We start from the raw sequence: 20,408 nt of genomic DNA on the forward strand, positions 1-20,408 counted from the left end.
TCCACCCGCCCCGTCTGGCTACAACCCGTCACCACCTATGCAACGGCCGCGTGATCGACTGATCACACATTCCAGCTCAGTGCGGAGAGCCCCATTTCGCGGGTCGGTAGCCGGTGCATACGGGCCCGCGGAACTATCTCCTCGGTGATCTCGGGGAGCCTTCCGCCGAACTGGTTGTCCACCACGTGCCGCCAGGYGGCGGCACACTCCTCGTCCATGGCCGGTGCCGGGTGGTTCGCTGTTCCCATATTGTCCTTTCGTTCTGAACGTGAAGGGCCAGGTGGGGTGCTGGATCGTCATCCGGGCGGGATGTCGGGTCGTCCGCTGGTGCCGCGAGCCGACGGCTACCAGCTCGGCGTCGGGCAGGCGGCCGAGCGCGTCGGCGAAACCGTTCGCGACGGAGCCGGGCCCGCGATCGCCCAGCGGAACGACATGGGACGTCCTCGATTCAGGTGAGTCCGCCGGCGCGGGCGACCTTGCCGAGCCAGTGGGCGGAGGGTTTGACGGTGCGGGTGAAGGTGGTGCGGTCGACGGCGATGAGCCCGAAGGTCATCTGGTAGCCGGACGTCCACTCGAAGTTGTCAAGCAGGGACCAGTGCAGGTAGCCGCGGATGTCGACGCCGTCGGCGAGGGCTCCGGCCAGGCCTTCGAGGGCGGCGGTGGTGTAGGCGATCCGGGCGTCGTCGTCGTCGGTGGCCATGCCGTTCTCGGTGACGAGGACGGGCACGCCGGCGTGTTCGGCGGCGAGTCGGACGGTGTGGCCCAGCGCCTGGGGGTAGACCTCCCATCCGGTCTGCGTGGTGGGGGCCTCGGGGGGGACGGGCAGGACGCCGTCGGGGCCGATGCGTTCCCGGGTGTAGGTCTGCACGCCGACGAAGTCGTCGTCACGGGAGACGTCGAGCCAGTCGAGCAGGGCCGCCTGGCGTACGGCCTGGCAGCGTTGTTCGCCGCCGTCGGCGGGCTGGAGGTCGATGAGAGCCAGCGTCCAGCCGACGGCTGGGTTCCCGGGACCGGATTTGATGGCGTCCACGGCCTTGCGATGGGCCTTGGCCATCACCTCGACGGCGGGGGCGGCCCACGCCGCTCCTGACCGCGTCCCGCCGGGATCCTGGCCCTCGCTACTGGTCGACAGGCCGAGGGTCTCGTCGCGGGACGCGGCCGGGATGACACCGAGGTGCATCATCAGGGAGATGACGTTCGGCTCGTTGAACGTGCACACCCAGGGCACCAGGTCACCGATGTGCTCGGTCACCCGGCCCGCGTACCGGGCGAAAAGGTCCGCCGCTGCCGGGTTGCTCCACCCTCCCGCGTCGGCGAACCATCGCGGTGTCGAGAAGTGGCTGTAGGTCACGACCGGGGTGATTCCGTGTTCGAGGCAGGTGCCGACCATCCGGCGGTAGTGGTCGAGAGCGGCGCGGGAGAAACAGCCCTCCTCCGGCTCGATCCGCGCCCATTCGACCCCGAACCGGTAGGCGTTCAGGCCGAGGCCGGCCAGAGTCGCGATGTCCTCCGGGTACCGGTGGTAGTGATCGCAGGCGTCTCCCGACGGCTCGGCGAACCTCGAGTTCTCCGCCCATTCGCTGCGCCACATGTCGGAGTTGACGTTGCCGCCCTCCACCTGGTGCGCCGCGGTCGAAGCACCCCACAGAAAGCTGTCGGGAAACGTCCTCATAGCCGGTGGACCTCCTGGGGTGAATCCCGTTCTGTCACGTCAGGTTCAGATCCGCTGACCTCGGTCGGCGACTGGCACCTGGCCGGAACCGGGTCTGCGAATACCACGGTCGGGATTCCTGGTGGATACGGCCGGTGGTTCAGGGGCGTGTGTCGCTGACGGTGACGTCGGAGAGGAAGGAACGGCGGCCGTTCAGTTCGGCGGTTTTCCCGACGACGTCGAAGCTGCCGCGCAGGCGGATGTCGTCGGAGGAGCTGCCCGCGAGAATCTGGATCGGGCCGGGTTCGAGAACGAATCCGCCGTCGAGGGCGACGTAGCCGAGCTGGCTCATGGGCACGGTGAAGGCCACCGTCGCCGACGCGCCGGCGTCCAGACTGACGCGGGTGAAGCCGACGAGCTCCTGGGCTGGCCGAGTGACTCCGGTGGCCTGGTCGGAGAAGTAGAGCTGCACGACCTCGTCACCCGCCCGTGCGCCGGTGTTGCGGACGGTCAGCCCGACGGTGACGGCGCCCTCGCTGTCGACCTCGGGTGAGCTGACCGTGAGGTCGAGGTAGTCGAAGGTGGTGTAGCTCAGCCCGTGCCCGAACGGGAACAGCGGGCTGGACGGCAGGTCGAGGTAGCCCAGGTGCATGTCCTGGTCGGTGCGCCGGTAGCCGGTGCCGGTCGGCTGGCCGGAGTAGACGGGCACCTGCCCGGAGTGCCGCGGGATGGAGACGGGGAGCCTGCCGGCCGGGTTGACGTCGCCGAAGAGCACGTCGGCCATGGCGGTGCCGGCGTGCTGGCCGCCGTAGTAGCCGTAGAGCAGCGCCGGGAGCAGGTCGACAACCGGGGTCAGAGCCATCGGCCGGCCGGTGTGGACGATGCCCACGCAGGGAGTTCCGGTGCCGGCGACGGCCTGGACGAGCGCGACCTGGTTCGCGGGGAGGTCGATGTTCGCGGTGTCGCAGCCCTCGCCCTCGGTGATCCGGGGCGTGAACCAGCCGGCCCGTCCGCCGAGGGCGAGGATCACCACGTCGGCGGCCGCGGCGGCGGCGACCGCGGCCGGGATGTCGGCTGGTTCCTCGTCGAGGACTCCGCAGCCGGTCGCCACGGTCACCTGCGCGTCGGGCACGGCCAGCCGGATGGCCTCGGCGAGGGACAGCGCTCCGTAGGCGTTGCGGATGTAGTCGTCGATCGGCGTCCCGATGGGCTCGGCGAGCTCCTGGCGCATCAGCGCGGCCGCTTCGGGGGTGATGTCGCCGGCCATGTTCTCGGTGCCGGGTATGTGGGCCCGCTCGCCGGTGAACCGGGCACGGAGCATCTCCAGCGCGGCCGGGTAGGTGTAGGGCGGGAACGCGAAGGAGATCCCGTCGGCGTGCGGGCCGACGATCGCGATCCGGCGCAGGACCCGGGACAGCGGCAGGATGCCGTCGTTCGCCAGCAGGGTCACCGACTGCTGGGCGAGCCGGTAGGACAGGTCGACACCCTGGCGGGCGACCTCGTTGACAACGATCGGGTCCTCGTCGGCGTAGGGCCGGTCGAACAGGCCGAGCGCGAACTTGTCCCGCAGGACCCGCCACACGGCCTGGTCCAGCTGCTCGGCGGGAACCGTGCCGGAGTCGACCGCCCGCGCGAGCGTGGCGCCATAACCGTCGGAAACGGGAAGCTCGACGTCGAGGCCCGCGGCGAGGGCGAGCCGGCCGGCTTCCTCGGCGTCACGCGCGACACCGAGCCGCTTGTACAGGTGGCGGATGGTCTCGTAGTCGGAGACGACGGTGCCGGCGAAACCGAGGCGTTCCCGCAGCAGGCCGGTGAGAACCTCGGGGTTGGCGCCGACCGGGATGCCGTCGATCGTGCTGTAGGAGTTCATCACCGCCCCGAGGCCGGCCAGTCTGATGGCGGCCTCGAACGGGCGGGCGTACACCTCGTACAGCTCCCGGGCCCCGATCGCGGTGCGGGCCATGTTCTGACCGGCTTCGGTGAGGGCGTAGCCGAGGAAGTGCTTCCCGGTCGCGATCACACCCTCGCGCGGGTCGCCGCCCTGGATGCCGCGGACGAACGCGACGCTCATCGCGGACACCAGGTACGGGTCCTCGCCGTAGGTCTCATGGACCCGGCCCCAGCGGGCGTCCCGGGCGACATCCATGACGGGGGACAGGACGAGCGGGTGACCGATCGCCCGGGCCTGCCGGCGCAGGACGTCCGCCATCTCCTCCACGCCGGCGGGGTTCCAGGTGGCGGCGAGCCCGATCGCGGTCGGGAACGTGGTCAGCCCGGGCGAGACCACACCGTTGAGGGCCTCCACGTGGAAGAGCGCGGGAATGCCCAGGCGGGTCCGGGTGACGAGATAACGCTGGATCTCGTTGACACCCTTCGCCAGGTTCGCCGGCGTCCGGTGGCTGAGCATCCCGAGCGGCGCGATGTGGCCGATCCCGTTGCCCATGACGCGCTCGGCCTGCGCCTGGATCAGGCCGTCCACGCCGAGCAGCCCGACCGGCATCAGGCCCGTGATCTGCTGCGCCTTCTCCTCCACCGTCATCGTCCGCAGAAGCGCGTCCGCCCGGGCCTCGGGCGTCAGCGTGTCGTCATACGTCATCGTCGACTCCTTACTGATGCGTCAGCCGGTCAGCGTGCGGATACCGGTGTTCGTGGTCTCCTGGTCCAGGAGTTCTCCCTCCTGGACGGCGCCGCCCTCCGGAAGATGACCGAGGTCGTGGAGATGAGGGCCTAGGCGCGCTAGCGCGCACTAGTGCTGTGGATCGACAAGCTAACATCGGGTTGTTAGCGCGCGCAAGTGGCGAGATCGAGAGCGCCGATACGGCGGCTGCTGCTGCGTCGGCGCTCAGCGGACGGCATGGCGAACCCAGGAGATCACGAACCGGCACGTACCAGCACGGCGTGCCTGGTCTCAGGTGTTGCGGCCGCCGTTGACGTTGAAGGTCTGGCCGGTGATGTAGCCGGCCTCGTCGCTGACGAGGAAGGCGCAGGCTGCGGCGACGTCCTCGGGGCGGCCGATCCGGCCGGCCGGTGTGGCGGCCGTCTGGACGTCGATGTCTATATGGCCGCTGCTCTGGGCGTTGCGGAGCATGGGGCTGTCGACGAATCCGGGCGGGACGTTGTTGACGGTGATGCCCTTGCGGCCGAATTCGCGGGCGAGGACCTTCGTGAGGCCTACGACGCCGGACTTGGCCGCCACGTACGAGGCCATCTGCGGCGGCCCGGTGTGGATGCTCGACGAGGAGATGTTGACGATGCGGCCCCAGCCCGCCTCGAGCATGTCCGGGAGGACGACCTGGCAGCAGTCGAAGGTGCCGGTGAGGTTGACGGCGATCGACCGGTTCCACTGCTCGGTACTGATCTCCAGGAACGGCCTCTCCGGAGCGATGCCCGCGCTGTTCACCAGGATGGTGGGGCGGCCCAGCCGGTTGCGGACCTCCTCGACGCCGGCTTCGATGGCGGCGCGGTCGGTCACGTCGACGAGGAGGCCGATCGCTGCGCCGCCGCTCTTCTCGATCAGGGCCGCCGTCTGCTCGGCGGCGCCGTTGATGTCGAAGACCGCGACGGCGACCCCGCTGGCGGCCAGCCGCTTGCTGACGGCTTCGCCGATGCCCGACGCACCGCCGGTCACGATCGCTGTGCGCACGGCGCTCACTGGATCCCCTCGCTGCCGATGAGCGTGGACCGGTGCATAACCCGCGGCTTGGTCCGGTCGAACGGGCAGGCCCGGTGGATCAGACCGACGTTGTCCCAGATCACCATGTCGCCGACCGACCAGCTGTGCCGGAGCACCCGGTCGGGGGTGGTGGCGCGGTGCTCGAGATCGTCGAGTAGCGCCCGGCTCTCGTCCTCGTCCAGGCCGACCACACGGGAGGCCGTCGCGCCGAACACCAGCGAGCGCTGCCCGGACCGGTGCGTCCACACCAGCGGGTGCTCGCGCGACGGCCGCGAGCGCCATTCCGCCAGCTGCTCCGGTGTCGGGTTCGGGTAGCTCAGCCGCTGGGTCGCCTCGAACGTGTGGATGACGCGCAGCGTCGCGTACCGCTGCTTCTCGTCGTCGGCAAGATGGTCGTAGGCGGCGTAGGTGCTGGCGAACTCGGTCTCGCCACCCTCGTCGGTGACGACGCGTGCGCTCAGCACCGATGCCCTGGGCGGTGGTCCGGCGTCCAACGAGCCGTCCATGTGCCAGCGGTCGTTGCTTTTGAAGTACTCGGCGTTGGGATTGTCCGGATCGAAACTGATCTCCATGATCTCGGGGACCGCGTACCTGGTGAAACGTACGAGTTCGCCGAGCCTGCGGCAGAACGCCACCTGCGTCGCGCCGTCGGCATGTACCTCGCGGAACACCAGGACGCCGTGCTCCTCCAACGCCGCCGTGCAGGCCCCGGGAAGGTCCTCGTCGTGCAGCAGGCGGTCGACGTCGACGTCCAACACCTCAGCGCCGACGTACGTCCCCAGTTTCTTCGTGGCGATCGCGGTCATCAGACCCGCTCCCTTGCTCTCACGGTCTCCCCGCGTACCAGGCCGTCGGCCCTCGGAGCGACGCTGTGCCCGACTGCTGGTTGTGCGCCGACTAATGGTGGTGGGCGGCGGCGAACGTTCGTAGCTCGCCCGCGATGTCCGGCCCGCTCGGGTTGTACATGACCTCGCGGAAGCCGGCCTTCGCGAGCCGACCGATGCCGCGCCGGATGGTGTCGGGATCGCCGACCAGCTCGCCGAGGGCCGGGCCGCCGGTGCCTGACCGACCGAGCAGGTCGACGTCGCGCGGAGCCAGGTGGGTGACATGGCCTTCGAAGGCGAGCAGGTGGCGCTGGCCTTCGGGCACGCGCGACTCCAGATCGGTCCGCCAGTCCCGACCGCCCGGCAGCGCGTCGACCGCGTCGGCGCCGCCGACGGCGTAGACGGTGTGCGCGGAGACGACCCGCCATGGCCCGACAGCTTCGAGGACGCGCGGCGAGTCGGGGGTCTCGTCAGCTGCCAGGACGGTGCCGGTCACCATTGTCGCGGTCGGCAGCGTCGGATGCGGCGGCCCGATGGTTCCGTCAGCGACCTCGGGCGCTCTCCGGTTGCCCCGCGGACCCAGCACGCTGAGCCACAACGGCACGTCGAGGGGGCGCGGGGCAGCCAGGCCGGGCCCGTGCAGCATCCGTGCCGCCCGGCCGTCCACCAGCGTCGTTTCGCCGGCGAGCAGCTTCCGGAGCGCGGCGACGTAGTCGAACAGGGCGTCCAGCCGCAGTGGGGGCTGCCCGAGTGTCATGCGGGCCGTGTGACCGGTGCCGAAACAGGCGCGGAAGCGGTTGTCGGACAACCGCGCGATCGTCGCGATGCTCGACGCCATCGCCATGAGCGAGCGTTCGTCGGGAATCAGCACCGCCGTGGCCAGGCCGATCCGCCTCGTGCGGACGGCGGCGAGTGCCAGGTGGACGAACGGGTCCTCCCACAACGACGACGAGCCGAAGATCCACACACGTGTGTATCCCAGTTCCTCCGCGAGCACGGCGTGATCGGCGAACTGGGGGCCGGGAGGCAGGCCGCAGGATAACTCGATGTCAGCCACGACTCACAGGCCTCCAGTCGGCGTCGGCGTCGGCGCCGGCACCGGTCCCGGCATCRGCGCCGGGTGCGGCGCTGTGCCCGCCACGGTGCCGAGGGCGGCGAAGGCTTCGTCCAGGAGGTCGACCAGGTCCTGTCTGCCGGCGGAGGCGGCCCAGCGGGCGATGGCGATGTTCAGGCATTCCAGGGCGGCGGCAGCGCGTACGGAGGGGGCCAGCGCGGTGGGCTTCACGCCCGAGCCTCGCTCGGCGAGGGCGTGGGTCAGAGCGGGACGCCAGCCATGCTGTTTCTCCCGCTGGCGCATGCGCAGGGCAGGGGTGTCGAGGATGAGGTGTGTCGTCGCGAGGGCCTCTTCCGGGTCCTGACGGTAGATCTCGACGACGATGTCCAGCGCTCGGCGAAGAGCCGTCCAGTCGTCCTCGTCGGTGGGACGGGCGCGCAGCGCGTCGGCGACCTGTTCCCCGTGCACGTCGAAAACGCCCAGGACGACGTCCTCCTTCGTGCCGAAGTAGCGCAGGACGGTGCTCCTGGACACCCCGGCCGCCACGGCCAGATCGTTGATCGTGATCTTCTCGAAACCGTCGCGGCGGAACAGGTCGAGGGCCACCCGGGCCAGCTCCGCTCGGACCGCGGTCCGAGCGATGTCTCTCATCGCCGTCGGCGCTGCTGCGTTCACCGTGCGATCCTAGCCTTCCGACGGGAGCTCGGTCTCCTGATTGAGTCTTGCTTGCCGGATGGATGCTGCGTTGCTACCGTGACACCGAGTTTCACCCCGGCAACTGGCCCCGAGTCCTCTGCGTCGAGAGAGTGGGTAGCAAACTCATGTCCGAAGATCTCATCGTCTCCGTGGACGGGCATATCGTCGAGCCGCCCGACCTGTTCCTCACCCGCCTTCCCGGCCATCTGAGAGAACGAGCCGTGTGGGAGGAGGACTTACTGATCGAGCCACTCGGAGAAGACGGTCGAACCCATTTCCGTAAGCTCCACACCCCGGGTTTCGAGGGGTGGACGAACTCGGCCTATCCTCATTTCGACGGATCGCCCAACACCGGTCAACCCGATCGGATCATCGCCGACATGGACAGCGAGGGCGTCTGGGCCCAGGTGATGCATCCGAACCTGTCGTTCTTCGGGCTTTACTCGGACGATCACGATCGTTCGATAGGGCATGCCCGTGTCTACAACGACTACGTTGCCGAGACGTTCGGCGCCTACCGGGACCGGATCGCTCCCACCGCCCCGATCCCACTGACCAACCTCGACGACGCGGTGGCCGAGATCGAGCGTGCCGCCGGCCTCGGCCTGCGCGCGATCCTCCTGCCGGCGGTCTCCCCGGTGCCCTACCACGCCCGAGAACTCGACCGGGTGTGGGCGGCGGCCCAGGCCCACGGACTGGTGGTGGCGTTCCATGTGGCCACCGGCAGCGTGAAGGTGGACAAGAAGGCCTCTCCCACGCTGCGGGCCCTCATCGAGTCGGTCCGCATGCAGAGCCAGGAACTGACTGACGACCTCGTCGTCGGACGCATCCTCTCGGCTGTCACGAAGCAGTCGTTCGTGCCTCAGCAGATCATCGCGTCGCTGGTGGGCGGTGGTGTCACCGAGCGGTTCCCGGGCCTGCACTTCGTTCTGGTCGAGTTCAACGCCAACTGGCTCGTGTCGTTCATGGCCGCGATGGACAAGGCCTGGACGCTGGGAGTCGGCCAGGACCGCGACTTCTGGGTCGGCACCTGGGACGACGCCCGTCCCGACGGCGACCAGCCGGGAATGGCGCAGGTGTTCCGGCTGAACGAGCGGTGGCCGTATCCGCTGCGGCCGAGCGACTACGCCAGGCGCCAGATCCACGTGTCGTTCCAGGAGGATCCCGTGGCGGTCGCCTGTCGGCACATCACCGGGGTGTCGACACTCGTGTGGGGCGTCGACTACCCACACCCGGAAGGGACGTTCCGGCGCAGCCGCGAAGCGATCGATGTCCAGTTCGCGGGCGTCAGCCCCGCAGACCGGGCGGCGATCCTCGGCGGCACCACCGCCGGGCTCTTCGGCTTCAAGGCCCCGGCCGCGGTATGACCTCCGCCAGCAACGGCACCTTCAGCGACGGCGTCTCCGCCGGTCACGACCTGGCCAGCGACCGCCGTGCCCTGCGGCGGCTGCTCGACAAGGACGCCATCGTCGACCTTGTCCACCGCTACTCCTACTGCGTCGACCACCGGCTCCACGACGAGCTGGCGGCGCTGTTCACCGAGGACTGCACCGTCGACTACGGCCCGGGCTCCGCCCCGGTCATCCACGGGCGCAGCGAGTTCCGGGCCATGTTCAGCGCCTCCACGCCACCGAACGACCAGCCGGGCTTCGTCCGGACCAGCCACCACAACGCCAACGTGCTGACGGCGTTCGACACCGACGACCGGGCGACGGTCCGGACGTCGATGTACGCCTGGCACCGGACAACAGCAGGGACGACTCCCCAGGTCTGGGGCTATTACCACGACGTCGTCGTGCGAACACCGGACGGCTGGAAGTTCCACGAACGGAAACTGCACCTTCTCGGAACCGACGGCTGGCACGACGGATACCACCGGGCCGTACACACGGCCCCCGAGATCGCCGCCCCCGCCACACCCACCGCGGGCTGACTGGCGCTGCGGTCGAACTGGTCGAAGGCGGCACACCGCAACAGTTTTCTGTCCCTCGTCCGGATCGATCTCCCGGACCCGCACCCGCTCCGCCGCAGCCCGACCATCCCGGTAGCCGCACGGGATCTTGTGACCGGCGCACCGCTGCGGAGCGGGCAGACCTCGGCGGCTACGGCGCTAATGGAGCTGCACCGCTACGGCGACCCGGTGGCTCCATCAGGGGCCCGGCCGGGTCTTGGCGTAGTGGCGGGCGGCTCGGGCCCGGTTGCCGCAGCCGGCCGAGCAGTACTCCCGCCGCGGCGCGCCGTGGACGAAATAGAGAACACAGCCAGGCCCGTGGCAGGCCCGCACCTCGGCGCCGGCGGGTCCGCCGAACAGGCACACCGCATCGTCGGCCAGCGCGGTGAGCGCGAGCGCGACGGGTCGGTCCGCGCAGCTCACCACCACCCGGGGTTCGGGGTCGACACGCAGCTCGCGCCACCACGGTGTTCGCCGGGCGAGCTTGTTCAGGGCGGCGACCGCGTCGGGATCCGCCTCGCGGCCGTTCGCCGCCGCGCCGGCCAGCGCTCGGACCGTGTCTCGTAGCTCGCGTGCCATCCGCAGGTCATCCTCGCCGACAGCACGCAGGTCGTCCTCGGTGAGCGCGACCGTGAGCCGCGGACGCATCGCGCGCATCCAGTCGACCAGTTCCAGCACCGTCCGCAGGGCGTCGCGGGGACGGCCCCGCGTGGCGTAGATGGTGTTGCCCAGCTCGATAGCCGGTGGTTCACCGAGCATCGGGGCGCCGTCGTACTCGGCAGGGGCCTGCTCCATCAAGCTAACGCTACCTCCGGGTTGACACCGTTAGAAAGCTCGGGCATCTTTCTAGCGGGACGGGTGCGGTCAGGCCGTTAGAACGGCTGATCTGCGAGTCGGAACCAGATCCACAAATCGGAGGTACACATGGGCAAGCCTGGGCCGCAGACCGGCCATGTCGGTCTGAACGTGACCGATCTGACCCGCTCGGCCGCCTTCTACCAGCGGGTCCTCGGCCTCGAGGAGCTGGGCGGACAGACCAACGGCGACCGGAAGTTCGCGTTCCTCGGCCGGGATGGCACGCTCCTGCTCACCCTGTGGCAGCAGAGCGAGGGGGCGTTCCCCACGGGGCTGCCCGGGCTGCACCATCTGTCGTTCCAGGTCGCCGACCTCGAGGCGGTCCGCCAAGCGGAGGTGGTGCTGCGCGAGATCGGCGTCGAGCCGCTCTACGACGGCGTCGTCGCGCACGGCGAGGGCGCGTCGTCCGGGGGCGTGTTCTTCACCGACCCGGACGGCATCCGGCTGGAGATCTTCGCCCCGACCGGCGCCGAAGCTGCACCCGTGCCAACCCAGGGCGCCCCGACCTGCGGCTTCTTCTAGTGCCGTGACCGGCAGGGTTCGCCCCGGCACGCCCAGCCGGCCGGGGCGAACCCTGCCGGTCACGGCACTAGCAGCCGGGATCCCGACGCGGCCTGTGGTGGCTCTGGGTGTCCTGCCCGGGCCACCGCGGCGGCCATCCCGAACCCCCGCGACGCCGGGAGCCGACACGAGCTGGACCGCCTGCGCGGGCCAGGTGGCGAGCCAACCCGTCCTGACGGAAGGAGCCAGTCATGCTTCACCCGGGCGAACGTTCGGTACAGGCGCGCGCGAGCCTGCCCCCTGGCCCGCGCGGATCGGCCGTCGTCGGCGCCACCATCCCACCAGTGGCCGCGGAGTTCCTCGGGCAGCAACGGGTCCTCCTGCTCGGAGCCGCCGACGAGGCCGGCGCGGTCTGGGCCAGCCTGCTGACCGGCACGGCCGGCTTCGTCGCCGCGGCGGACGAGGAGACCATCGTCGTCGATGCCCTGCCCGGTGCCGGGGATCCCCTCGAAGGCGCCTTCGCCGCGCGGCGGGACGTCGGCCTGCTCGCCCTCGACCCAGCCAGCCGCCGACGGATGCGGGCCAACGGGAAGGCCCGCTGTGACGGCGGCCGGATGGTGGTCAACACCGACCAGGTCTACTCGAACTGTCCGAAGTACATCCAGCCACGCCACCTCGCGCGGGACGACGCCGAGGCGGCTCGCGGGCCCATCTCAGTGACCACCGGGCTCACCGCCAGCCAGCGGCGCTGGATCGCCGAGGCCGACACCTTCTTCGTCGCGACCCAGGCCGCCGGCCTCGGGGCGGACACGTCGCACCGGGGCGGGAGCCCGGGCTTTGTCACGGTCACCGACCACGGACGTCTGATCTGGCCTGACTACCGCGGCAACTCGATGTACATGACGCTGGGCAACATCGAGCTCGACCCGCGCTGCGGCCTGCTCTTCCTCGACTGGGAGCACGGCCACACCCTGCAGCTCACCGGCCGCGCCCGGGTCGACTGGAATCCCGACCGGGCAGCGACGGTGCCCGGCGCGCAGCGCGTCGTCGACTTCGAGGTGCAGCGGGTCGTCCAGGTCTCGGCGGCCAGCCCGCAGCGCTGGTTCATCGCCCGATTCCCCCGCGACCCGCGAGAACGCGCTCACCGGACAGAGTGACCGGTGCTGGGGTAATGGTTCGAGTCCCCTTCGGGCACTCTCGTTCGTACATGATCCCTTGAGGCTTGGCCTCGGCGGTCACTCGGTGGACTCCCGGTTCGTAGTGAGCTGCAGGCTCCCAAGCGGCCCTTGGACCTGGCCGCCGTCTGTCACGTACCGGATCCGGCCCGGTCGGTGCGCGTGCGAGCGCGCAGGGCGCGACGGGCCAGCGGGCCGAGGCTGTCGAGCAGGTCGAGGAGGACAGCGAGGCTGTCGAGGGCATTGGTCGCGGCGTGCGCCCCGTCAGGGTCGACGCCGTCGTACAGCTCCAGCCCGACGAACGCGGCGGACACGGCGCGAGCCAGGCCGGCGAGGTCGGTGACATCCGCGAGCGGCGAGTCGGCGAACAGCCGGCGCAGCACGAGTTCGACCTCGGCCGTCCACAGCTGGAGCGCGGTGCGAACGGGTTGAGCGAGCCGGGAGTCGACCTGCGCGCCGGCGAGCAGCTGCGCGAGGACAGCCACGTGACCGCGCTGACTTTCGGTCTCGTGCAGCTCCTGGCCGAGGCGTAGCAGTTCCTTGGCCGAGCCGACGGCGGCGAACCGATCGCGGTAGTACGCGATCCGCTCGGCGGTAGCGCTTTCGCAGGCGGCGGACAGCAAACCGTCGACGGTGTCGAAGTAATAGAAGACCAGCGCCTGGTTGACCCCGGCGGTGGCGGCGACAGTCCGCGCGGACACCCCGGCGATCCCGTGCGTTCGGATCGTCTGCAACGCGCCCTCGATCAGGCGCTGCCGCGTGGTGGGTACCGGGCTCCGGCTGGCAGGGTTGCCCACGCGTCCGTCCTCCCCGCAGCGGTTTTCGGGCCGTTCGTGCCGCAGCGGCCTGGTGCCAATCTAGCGGTCACTCCGGTCGCGATCGAAGCCTGGCCCGACTCGTGACCAGGAGGTCTGATCTTCGCACTCGGCCCACCAGCCGACCACCTGTCCCGGCTGCCGTGCGAGCGGAAGAGTTGAGCATCCGCTCAATGGGCGCTAGAGTCCGTCTTGAGCAGTCGCTTAATGGCTTGCATGTGAACGAGAGATGGGTGCCCGACTCCGGCTGTATTGCGTCCGCCCCGGGGGCTCTCGTGTTCACATCTGCGGCGCGCTGCCGAGCCCGAGGAATCCGCGTGACGAAGCCTGGCATGTCGAGTGTCGTCGAGCGACGCCTGCTGGTGAACTATCGCGTCGACCCAGGCGCTGTCGCCTCACTGCTTCCCCCACCGTTGCGTCCCCAACTGGTCAACGGCTGGGCGGTCGCCGGAATCTGTCTCATTCGGCTGGGCCAGGCCCGCCCCTCGTGGCTGCCCGGTGCGTTCGGGCTGCGCAGCGAGAACGCCGCGCACCGCGTCGCGGTGGAATGGGACGACGAGCGGGGGCCGGTCGCCGGTGTGTACATCCCGCGCCGAGACAGTGGGTCGGCCGTGAACGTCCTGGTCGGCGGGTGGCTGGCGCCCCTACGTCAACATCCCGCCTCCTTTGACGTCCGTGAAACGCGGCAGTCCGTGCACGTCGCCTACACCAGCCGCGACCGCCTGACCCACGTCAGCGTCGATGTCCGCAGCGCCGAGAAGTTCCAGGGAAGCGCACTGTTCGGCGGCCTCGACCAGGCGTCGGAATTCTTCCGGCAGGGCTCGGTGGGCTATTCACCTGGGCTTCGCGCTGGCCGTCTGGAGGGTCTGGAGCTGAAAACCGACGCCTGGCGCGTCCAGCCAGTCGAAATCGAGGCCGTCAGTTCCAGCTTCTTCGACGACCCCGAGCGATTTTCGCCCGGAAGTGCGACGCTCGACCACGCCCTGCTCATGCGCGACGTCCGAGCGACCTGGACTCCGCTCCCGTCTCTGGTCCGACGGAGCAGCCCAGAAGCTCCGGCAGTAAGTTCTGTCGATCTTCCTTGAATGAATGCGTCTCCCTTGATGGCGCGGGCGGCCGGATTGTCTCCCAGCCACAGCTCCGCATCTTTTCGCTCGGCAGCCGGGCTGACACGACAGGTTGTCAGTCAGTCGGATTCCCCGGGGCCTCCCCGCTGGCGGCGGGGGGAAGTGGCGGGCGGACGTCGGCCAGGTTCAGGTGCAGGTTGCGCAGCCGGAGAAGCGGCATTTTCTCCTTGGTGAGGCTGGACATGATGGTCAGGTCGAAGCGAAGCGTGCCGCCGACCAGGCCCGACCGGGCACATCGCCTCAGCGGTGAGCAGAACCGGGCTTCCGTCCCGGACCCCGGCCTTTCCCCGGAGGAGGGGGAGGAGCCGCTGTAGGTCACCAGGAGCCGGGCGCGCGGCACCGCTGATCTCCTCCGGCGGACCGACACCCGGAGGGTTACCCCAGAACCTCCCGGCCCTGCAGGAGCGCACAGCACCCAGCAGGCACAGCCGGATCGTCGACGCTCTTGCACGGCCAGGAGAACCCGGGGTAAGGCGCAGCCTGCCCGCCCGACGGAGGAGATCAGCTCAGACAGGGTTCTGTGAAAGATCGGACTCGGGTCAGGGGCCGCCGGACCCCTCCCGACCCGACTTCGATCATGCGACAAGGCACCCGTCTACCCCGGACCCTCGACGAGCTTCTGCCCGCGCCCTGCTACGTCGACGCTGCGCGGGGAATAATCGGATCGAAGTCGACCACGGCTGGTTGAAAGCTCGGCTAGTGCGCTGGCCACGAACGTTTCCGGGTTGTGAGGACACGCCGGGCGGAGTGCTGGGGATCGGGCGGTTTCGGGTGGACCATCGGGATTGGTAGCTGATATCGATCCCGGGAGGTGAGCCCGATTGGACAGCCGGTGCGAGCGCGGCGGCTGACCGATGAGGAAGGCCAGCGGCTGCAGGCGATCGCGCGCCGTGGGAAACACGGCTCGATCCGGGACCGACGAGCGAAGGAGCGTTGCCGACGTGTGGAAAGGTGAGCCTTATGACAAGGTTGCGAGCCCCCAGCATCGGTGGGGTCTAGATGTTCTCGACAGGATTTCCGGTATGCCGATCACGCGGGTGCTCGATGCAGGATGCGGTTCTGGTCGAGTCACCGAGGCTCTTCTCGAACGATTTCCGGATGCCGAGGTGGTCGCCGTCGATAGCTCCGACAGCATGCTCGCGGCTGCGGCCAAAAGATTGTCGGTGTATGGCGAACGGTGCACGCTCCGTGAGGTCGATCTCGAGGATGGAAACGCAGTGCGGAACCTCGGTATGTTCGATGCTGCAGTGTCTGCTGGCGCCTTGCATTGGGTCCGCGACCATGAGGCACTTTTTCGAGACCTACATCAGATCCTAAAAAGTGGCGGAATTTTCGCCTGTCAGTCAGGTGGCCGGGGGAGTGTTCGGGCGGTTCGTGATGTCCTCCTCGATCTGGGGGTGGATTGGCGACCATATAACTGTTATGCGAGCCCAGAAGAATCCGAACGGCGACTCGTTGCCGCGGGCTACGAGGGCATCAGCTGCTGGTCGACCAATGAAATCGTGCGTTTCGACGACACGAGCGATCTCATCTCGTATGTCCTGGACGGGGTGATCGCGCCTTACGTYAGCGAGTTCTCATCGGAGGATCGGCTGCGACTTGCGAAAAAGGTTGTCGCTCAGTTACCCGATCCTCAACTCGAATTCGTACGGCTCAATATCCAGGCGCGCACCCAGYCGTGATGCTCGTCACCCGAGATATCCGGCCGCGAGGCAGTCGGACGGATGGCTTGTTGCCGCTGGACGAGCTGCTCGCCTTGAAGGCTCGGTCGCTGTTGTCGGCGCCGAAGGCTCTGGCCGCGCTCCATGGCTGGAGGTGAATGGCGATGCGACGTCCCACGAGGTACAGTCCGAACGATGGTTTACTTCCGTCTGGAAGCGGCTGCCGCAGCCTCCTGTCGCGGATAATCCGGCCCGACGGGAGTGCCAACAATCCCGGCGCCCCAGGTTCCCCTGTCGTCATTGTTCTGATGCTAACACCACGTCCGTCGCGACAGCGGACCGGGAAATGGCGGGCAGGCGGCTCGGTCGCGGCACACGGTCATATTCACAGGCTGCCTGCCGCTCAAGTTGATTAGTTTGATGAGGAGCATTTCTCTCGTTGAGCTCAGCAGCGAGCCCGATGACAGCCGGTTTCCCGGCACCGATGACCGTGGACCCCCCGACCTGCGTCGATGCCGCCGAGCTCAGCCGCCTGACGGGCACCGCGACGCACGATCGGCAGCTGGAAGTTCGGCATCAGCAAGCGACGGGCGGTAGCGCCGTCTCGACGTCGGCACCGGTATCGGCAAGCGGCCCGAACGCGGCCGCCCGGCACCGGAGCACCTTGCCGCGCTCACTGCCATCGAGGACCGCGCCGCCCAGAACGCGTTCACCGCTGCGGGCCAGATCAAGCTGGGCGCGCTGCGCCGCGCGGGTGAGGCCCGCGGACAGGTGCAGCGCTTCGGCGTAGGCGCTGCGCCGACGGTTCTTATCATTCTAGTAGGGGTTACTGTCCGGAGGAAAAGGGCATCTCACAGCCCGGCAAAAGCCCGAGGTTAGAGAGCCCCTCGCCTGGATGGACGATCGCCTGACCGGCCACCCGTGGCGGTGCTTCGAGCAGCCGCTGACGCTCACCAACGAGGAGGCGCTCTGGGTGATCCCRCAGTACCACATCGTGTGCACCTCCACGCTGGCCACCCGCGACGCGGAGCTGATGGAGAAGGCGCACGCGGCGGGCCGCCTGTGGGAGATCGACACCGGCCACGACCTCATGATCACCGAGCCGCGGGCGGTCGCGGACGCGCTCCACGAGGTCGCCGCCGCCTGACAGGACCGACGTCCGGCCCACCACGGCGAGCTGCTGCGCCCCGTGGGTGCGGGCGACAGGTGCATTCGTCACAGCTCCCGGTCGTCCGGTACGGTTCGAGTTATCGCTGATTCCTGGAATGTGTGGAGATGCCCGATTCGCCGGGCCGTCCGGAGCTCGCCGTCGGCAGGCGGGCCGCCGCGGGTCTCGCCAGCCGTCAGGGCGCCCGGGAGGTCGTCCTCAGCGAGAAGACCGTCGATCACCATCTGCGTACCGTGTTCGGGAAGCTGGCGGTGACGGCGCGGGCCCAGCAGTCCGGCCGGATCGTCGCCAGCATCGGGAGCGTCACCCGGCGGGACGGCGCCGACAGGGTGCTCCTGCGATCGAATTGATCAGCTTCAGATCCTCTCCTCAGCCTGACCCGAATCGGTCCGTGGTGGTCCGGCGCGCCCGGCGTCCGGGCGAGCCGGGCGCTCCCACGGCGGGCTCGGGCTCCTTCGTCATGGTCGGGCTTCAGGAGGAAGGGTGGCTCCGTGCGTGTCGCAGTTTTCGTGATGGGTACCCGAGGCGATGCACAACCCGCGGCGATACTCGGCGCCGAACTGGCCCGGCGCGGTCACGAGGTGGTCCTCGGTCTCCCCGAGGACCTTGCCCACTTCGGGCTCAGCATGGGGGTGGAGACCGCGTCGATCGGCGTCGGTGCGCACGACTTCATGGGATCCGAGGAGGTGCGGGCATGGCTGGCCTCGGGCGATCTGGGAAAACTCATGATGGGGTTCAGCCGCTACAAGCGTCAACAGGCGACACGCATCGCCGACGCCATGGCGGAGATCTCCGACGGCGCCGATCTCATCGTGTCCGGTGTGACCATCGAGGACGAGGCGGCGTGCATAGCGGAATGGCGAGGGGTGCCGATGGCATCCCTGCACCACACGCCGATGCGGGCGAACGGGGCCTTCCCGTTCTTCCTCGCCAGCACCCGCCGGTTTCCGCGTGCCGTCAACCACTTCATGTATCACGCCGTCCAGTCCGCAGGCTGGCGGGTCCTCGCCGCCGACGTCAACAGGCTGCGGGCGCGGCTGGGCCTGCGGCCGACGCGAGTACCGACTCCTCGCCGGCTCGCGCGGGCCGGCGCGACAGAGCTGCAGGCCTACAGCCGGTTCCTGGTGCCGGAACTCGCCGCCTGGGGTCCGCGTCGCCCGCTGGTCGGCTTCCTCACGCTGTCGGCCGAGCAGCGCAAGCTGCTCGGGGAGCACCAGCTCGACCCGGCCGTGGACCAGTGGCTGGACGACGGTGAACCGCCCGCGTACTTCGGATTCGGAAGCATGCCGGTCCAGGATCCATCCCGGGTGCTCGATCTGATCAGCACGGTCGCCCGCAGGCTGGGGCTGCGCGCGCTGGTGAGCGCGGGCTGGTCCGACATCCCGACCGGCATCAGCGCTGACCAGCGGGTCCGTGTCGTCGGCAACCTCGACCACGACACGGTGCTGCCGCGTTGCCGCATCGCCGTCCACCATGGCGGTGCCGGTACCACGGCAGCCTCTGTCGGAGCCGGACTGCCGACCGTCGTGTGCTCGGTCATCGGCGACCAGCCCTTCTGGGGCGCACAGCTCGAACGCCTCGGGATCGGCGCCACCCTGCGCTTCCCCGAGATGAGTGAGCGGACCCTCGTCCGCGCCGCGGAACCGCTGTTGGACCGCGAACCGAGGGAACGAGCGGCCCGGCTGGCCGCCCAGCTCAGATCGGAGGACGCGGCCGGATGCGCCGCCGATTTCCTCGAGAAGGCACAGCGGTCCTGATCCCGGCCGCACCAGGACAGAGGTTGTCGTTCGAGGTCTGTGGCCGGGAACGAGACCGGTGAACGTTCAGGTCCGCTCGGCTGACGACAGAGCGTCAGGCATGTCCTGAGCCCATCCATGACCAGTCAGGACGACCTTGTACTCCTACCGTCCCCCGGTGCCGGAACGCGACGGGGAGCGCACCTACACCCAGGCTGAGCTGAACAGCCTCGTCGACGTCGACGGGCTACGGCCCGGGTGGCGGGACACCCCCTTGCTGCCCACAGGACCGGCAACAGCCCACCAATCATCACCCCCCGCACCGGACTGTTCGCCAGGCGGTAATAACGTCCCTTGCCGGACCGCAGGGGGGAACATCATGAACTGGCAGGGGACACCCGAGCCGCACCACCACCAGTCGCACCAGCCCGCACCGTACGGGCACTCGGGCCGCGGGCAGGGCTACCCGCCGCCGCCCGCCTACGTACCCGCATCCGGGCCGCAGGACGAGCGGACCCTGTGGGAGACAGCCAGCCAAACCCTTGCCGGGATCGCATCAGGTGGGCGTGCCGCCGGCCGCTACCGGGTCACCGCTGTCCGCCTGTACGTCACCGAAGGCATCGCCACCACCAAGACCGAGCAGTACGAGCTTGGTTGGCTGTACGACATCGACATCCGGCAGACCCTCGTGCAGCGGGCCCGCAGCATCGGTGATGTGGTCGTGCACGTCCGCCGTGGGTGGGGGCAGGAGACCGTTGTCCTGCAGTCTGTGCCCGAACCCGCCCGGGTTCGCGACATGCTGAACCAGTTGGCTGCACATGCACGGGGCCCGCAGCAGGGCCGGGGCTGGTAGCGGCGCAGGACTGTGCTGTCCCTCCTGAACGTGACGTTGGAGCGTTCAGAAGGGCGGCTCGGTCGGATAGCCGTCGGCCGGCTGCGCCCACGGGCGACCCGCCGCCGGGGCCTGCTGGGCGTAGCCCTACGCCGCCGACTGCTGGGCGATGCACCTCGTTCAATCCGGACAGTCGCGATTAAGCTGATCTACGCTGCGGGCTGGCGGCCAGGCCATCGACGTCCTCGCGAGCACCCGCCGAGATCAGATCGCCGTCCGCCGCTTCTTGGTCCGGACGCTGTCCCACGGCCGGTCCGAGGTCACAGCGGACAAGGCCCCGGTGCACCCAGGGGTTCTTGGCGATCTTCTCTCGGAGCGTGCCACGTGGATGCCGCCCGCGAGAACAACCGGATCGAAGTCGACCATGGCCGGTTGAAAGCCCGACTCCGGCCGATGTGCGGGCTGGAACGCCTCCGCTCCGGCAGCCGCCGTGGCCTCTGGCATGCCTCCCTTCCTCAGAACATGACAGTGCCCCTGATGTGCTGGCTATGTCGGTCCGTCCCGACGTCTGCTTCAAAGCAATTAACGGGCGCCACTGGCCCGTAATGTCGCGCTTGCAGCATGGAAGCGGGATGTCGTCATCGTGCTACTATCCGATCAGGTTTCGCTGTGTCGCCGACCCGGGGGAG

General features: G+C 69.1%; 19 protein-coding genes and 3 pseudogenes. 11 read left to right on the forward strand and 11 right to left on the reverse strand.

From position 1 onward, the window contains the following. Nucleotides 1–62 precede the first annotated feature (62 nt). The 8 genes and pseudogenes from CC117_RS37670 to CC117_RS29070 form a co-directional block, all read right to left on the reverse strand. Nucleotides 63–248 (reverse strand): hypothetical protein, encoded by a 186-nt coding sequence (locus tag CC117_RS37670; protein WP_157905474.1) that lies wholly within the window; start codon nucleotides 246–248, stop codon nucleotides 63–65. Between the two features lie 70 nt (nucleotides 249–318). Then, nucleotides 319–434 (reverse strand): annotated as a pseudogene (locus CC117_RS39475) (Gfo/Idh/MocA family protein); the annotation flags it as partial. A gap of 14 nt (nucleotides 435–448) precedes the next feature. Next, nucleotides 449–1,672: a glycoside hydrolase family 1 protein gene (locus CC117_RS29045; RefSeq protein ID WP_071090024.1), complete on the reverse strand. Its 1,224-nt coding sequence runs from the start codon at nucleotides 1,670–1,672 to the stop codon at nucleotides 449–451. A gap of 139 nt (nucleotides 1,673–1,811) precedes the next feature. Continuing rightward, a complete protein-coding gene (locus CC117_RS29050; RefSeq protein WP_071090027.1) occupies nucleotides 1,812–4,247 on the reverse strand; it encodes a glycoside hydrolase family 3 N-terminal domain-containing protein in 2,436 nt (811 codons plus the stop codon). A 312-nt stretch (nucleotides 4,248–4,559) separates the two neighbouring features. Beyond that, nucleotides 4,560–5,294, reverse strand: a complete 735-nt coding sequence (locus tag CC117_RS29055; protein WP_407673606.1) for an SDR family NAD(P)-dependent oxidoreductase — start codon at nucleotides 5,292–5,294, stop codon at nucleotides 4,560–4,562. Nucleotides 5,295–5,299: 5 nt separating this feature from the next. Further along, complete coding sequence (locus tag CC117_RS39480; RefSeq protein ID WP_071090030.1) at nucleotides 5,300–6,130, reverse strand: TauD/TfdA dioxygenase family protein; 831 nt, start codon at nucleotides 6,128–6,130, stop codon at nucleotides 5,300–5,302. A 91-nt stretch (nucleotides 6,131–6,221) separates the two neighbouring features. Then, nucleotides 6,222–7,205, reverse strand: coding sequence for an LLM class flavin-dependent oxidoreductase (locus CC117_RS29065; protein WP_084132984.1), 984 nt, complete (start codon nucleotides 7,203–7,205; stop codon nucleotides 6,222–6,224). Between the two features lie 3 nt (nucleotides 7,206–7,208). Next, nucleotides 7,209–7,853: a TetR/AcrR family transcriptional regulator gene (locus CC117_RS29070; protein WP_084132992.1), complete on the reverse strand. Its 645-nt coding sequence runs from the start codon at nucleotides 7,851–7,853 to the stop codon at nucleotides 7,209–7,211. A 170-nt stretch (nucleotides 7,854–8,023) separates the two neighbouring features. Here CC117_RS29070 and CC117_RS29075 point away from each other — a divergent pair, with 170 nt between their 5' ends. After that, entirely contained in the window at nucleotides 8,024–9,265 is a 1,242-nt protein-coding gene (locus CC117_RS29075; RefSeq protein WP_071090032.1) for an amidohydrolase family protein, read from the forward strand. Further along, nucleotides 9,262–9,831: a nuclear transport factor 2 family protein gene (locus tag CC117_RS29080; protein ID WP_071090034.1), complete on the forward strand. Its 570-nt coding sequence runs from the start codon at nucleotides 9,262–9,264 to the stop codon at nucleotides 9,829–9,831. The genes CC117_RS29075 and CC117_RS29080 overlap by 4 nt, the downstream gene beginning before the upstream one ends. 216 nt (nucleotides 9,832–10,047) lie before the next feature. On the opposite strand, the gene CC117_RS29085 is transcribed toward CC117_RS29080, so the two are convergent. Then, the gene (locus tag CC117_RS29085; protein ID WP_241830526.1) at nucleotides 10,048–10,644 is read right to left on the reverse strand and encodes a CGNR zinc finger domain-containing protein; all 597 of its coding nucleotides are present in this window, start codon (nucleotides 10,642–10,644) and stop codon (nucleotides 10,048–10,050) included. Between the two features lie 129 nt (nucleotides 10,645–10,773). Here CC117_RS29085 and CC117_RS29090 point away from each other — a divergent pair, with 129 nt between their 5' ends. Together CC117_RS29090 and CC117_RS29095 are read left to right on the forward strand one after the other, a co-directional pair. Further along, on the forward strand, nucleotides 10,774–11,226 hold the full coding sequence (locus CC117_RS29090; protein ID WP_071090038.1) for a VOC family protein: 453 nt from the start codon (nucleotides 10,774–10,776) through the stop codon (nucleotides 11,224–11,226). Between the two features lie 230 nt (nucleotides 11,227–11,456). Beyond that, entirely contained in the window at nucleotides 11,457–12,362 is a 906-nt protein-coding gene (locus tag CC117_RS29095) for a pyridoxamine 5'-phosphate oxidase family protein (protein ID WP_071090041.1), read from the forward strand. A 149-nt stretch (nucleotides 12,363–12,511) separates the two neighbouring features. On the opposite strand, the gene CC117_RS29100 is transcribed toward CC117_RS29095, so the two are convergent. Beyond that, entirely contained in the window at nucleotides 12,512–13,177 is a 666-nt protein-coding gene (locus tag CC117_RS29100; protein WP_071090044.1) for a TetR/AcrR family transcriptional regulator, read from the reverse strand. Nucleotides 13,178–13,512: 335 nt separating this feature from the next. Between CC117_RS29100 and CC117_RS29105 the strand changes: the two genes are divergently transcribed. After that, nucleotides 13,513–14,280 carry a DUF2071 domain-containing protein gene (locus tag CC117_RS29105; protein WP_198542024.1) on the forward strand — a complete coding sequence of 256 codons (768 nt, stop codon included), beginning with the start codon at nucleotides 13,513–13,515 and terminating at the stop codon, nucleotides 14,278–14,280. Nucleotides 14,281–14,377: 97 nt separating this feature from the next. Here CC117_RS29105 and CC117_RS29110 read toward each other — a convergent pair whose 3' ends face one another. After that, nucleotides 14,378–14,662: a hypothetical protein gene (locus CC117_RS29110; protein WP_071090047.1), complete on the reverse strand. Its 285-nt coding sequence runs from the start codon at nucleotides 14,660–14,662 to the stop codon at nucleotides 14,378–14,380. 601 nt (nucleotides 14,663–15,263) lie between these two features. On the opposite strand from CC117_RS29110, the gene CC117_RS35435 reads away from it, so the two are divergent. From CC117_RS35435 to CC117_RS35445, 6 genes and pseudogenes are all read left to right on the forward strand, one after another. Then, nucleotides 15,264–16,004 (forward strand): class I SAM-dependent methyltransferase, encoded by a 741-nt coding sequence (locus CC117_RS35435; RefSeq protein ID WP_407673607.1) that lies wholly within the window; start codon nucleotides 15,264–15,266, stop codon nucleotides 16,002–16,004. Nucleotides 16,005–16,869: 865 nt separating this feature from the next. Further along, nucleotides 16,870–17,130 (forward strand): annotated as a pseudogene (locus CC117_RS29120) (alpha/beta hydrolase); the annotation flags it as partial. Nucleotides 17,131–17,258: 128 nt separating this feature from the next. Next, nucleotides 17,259–17,501 (forward strand): LuxR C-terminal-related transcriptional regulator, encoded by a 243-nt coding sequence (locus tag CC117_RS39485; RefSeq protein WP_071090053.1) that lies wholly within the window; start codon nucleotides 17,259–17,261, stop codon nucleotides 17,499–17,501. Between the two features lie 141 nt (nucleotides 17,502–17,642). Next, the gene (locus tag CC117_RS29130; RefSeq protein WP_071090055.1) at nucleotides 17,643–18,908 is read left to right on the forward strand and encodes a glycosyltransferase; all 1,266 of its coding nucleotides are present in this window, start codon (nucleotides 17,643–17,645) and stop codon (nucleotides 18,906–18,908) included. 358 nt (nucleotides 18,909–19,266) lie between these two features. Continuing rightward, nucleotides 19,267–19,740: a PH domain-containing protein gene (locus tag CC117_RS29135; RefSeq protein WP_071090058.1), complete on the forward strand. Its 474-nt coding sequence runs from the start codon at nucleotides 19,267–19,269 to the stop codon at nucleotides 19,738–19,740. A gap of 205 nt (nucleotides 19,741–19,945) precedes the next feature. Further along, nucleotides 19,946–20,244 (forward strand): annotated as a pseudogene (locus CC117_RS35445) (DDE-type integrase/transposase/recombinase); the annotation flags it as partial. Nucleotides 20,245–20,408: the final 164 nt, after the last annotated feature.

The organism is Parafrankia colletiae (assembly GCF_001854655.1).
In the GTDB taxonomy this organism is placed as follows: domain Bacteria; phylum Actinomycetota; class Actinomycetes; order Frankiales; family Frankiaceae; genus Parafrankia; species Parafrankia colletiae.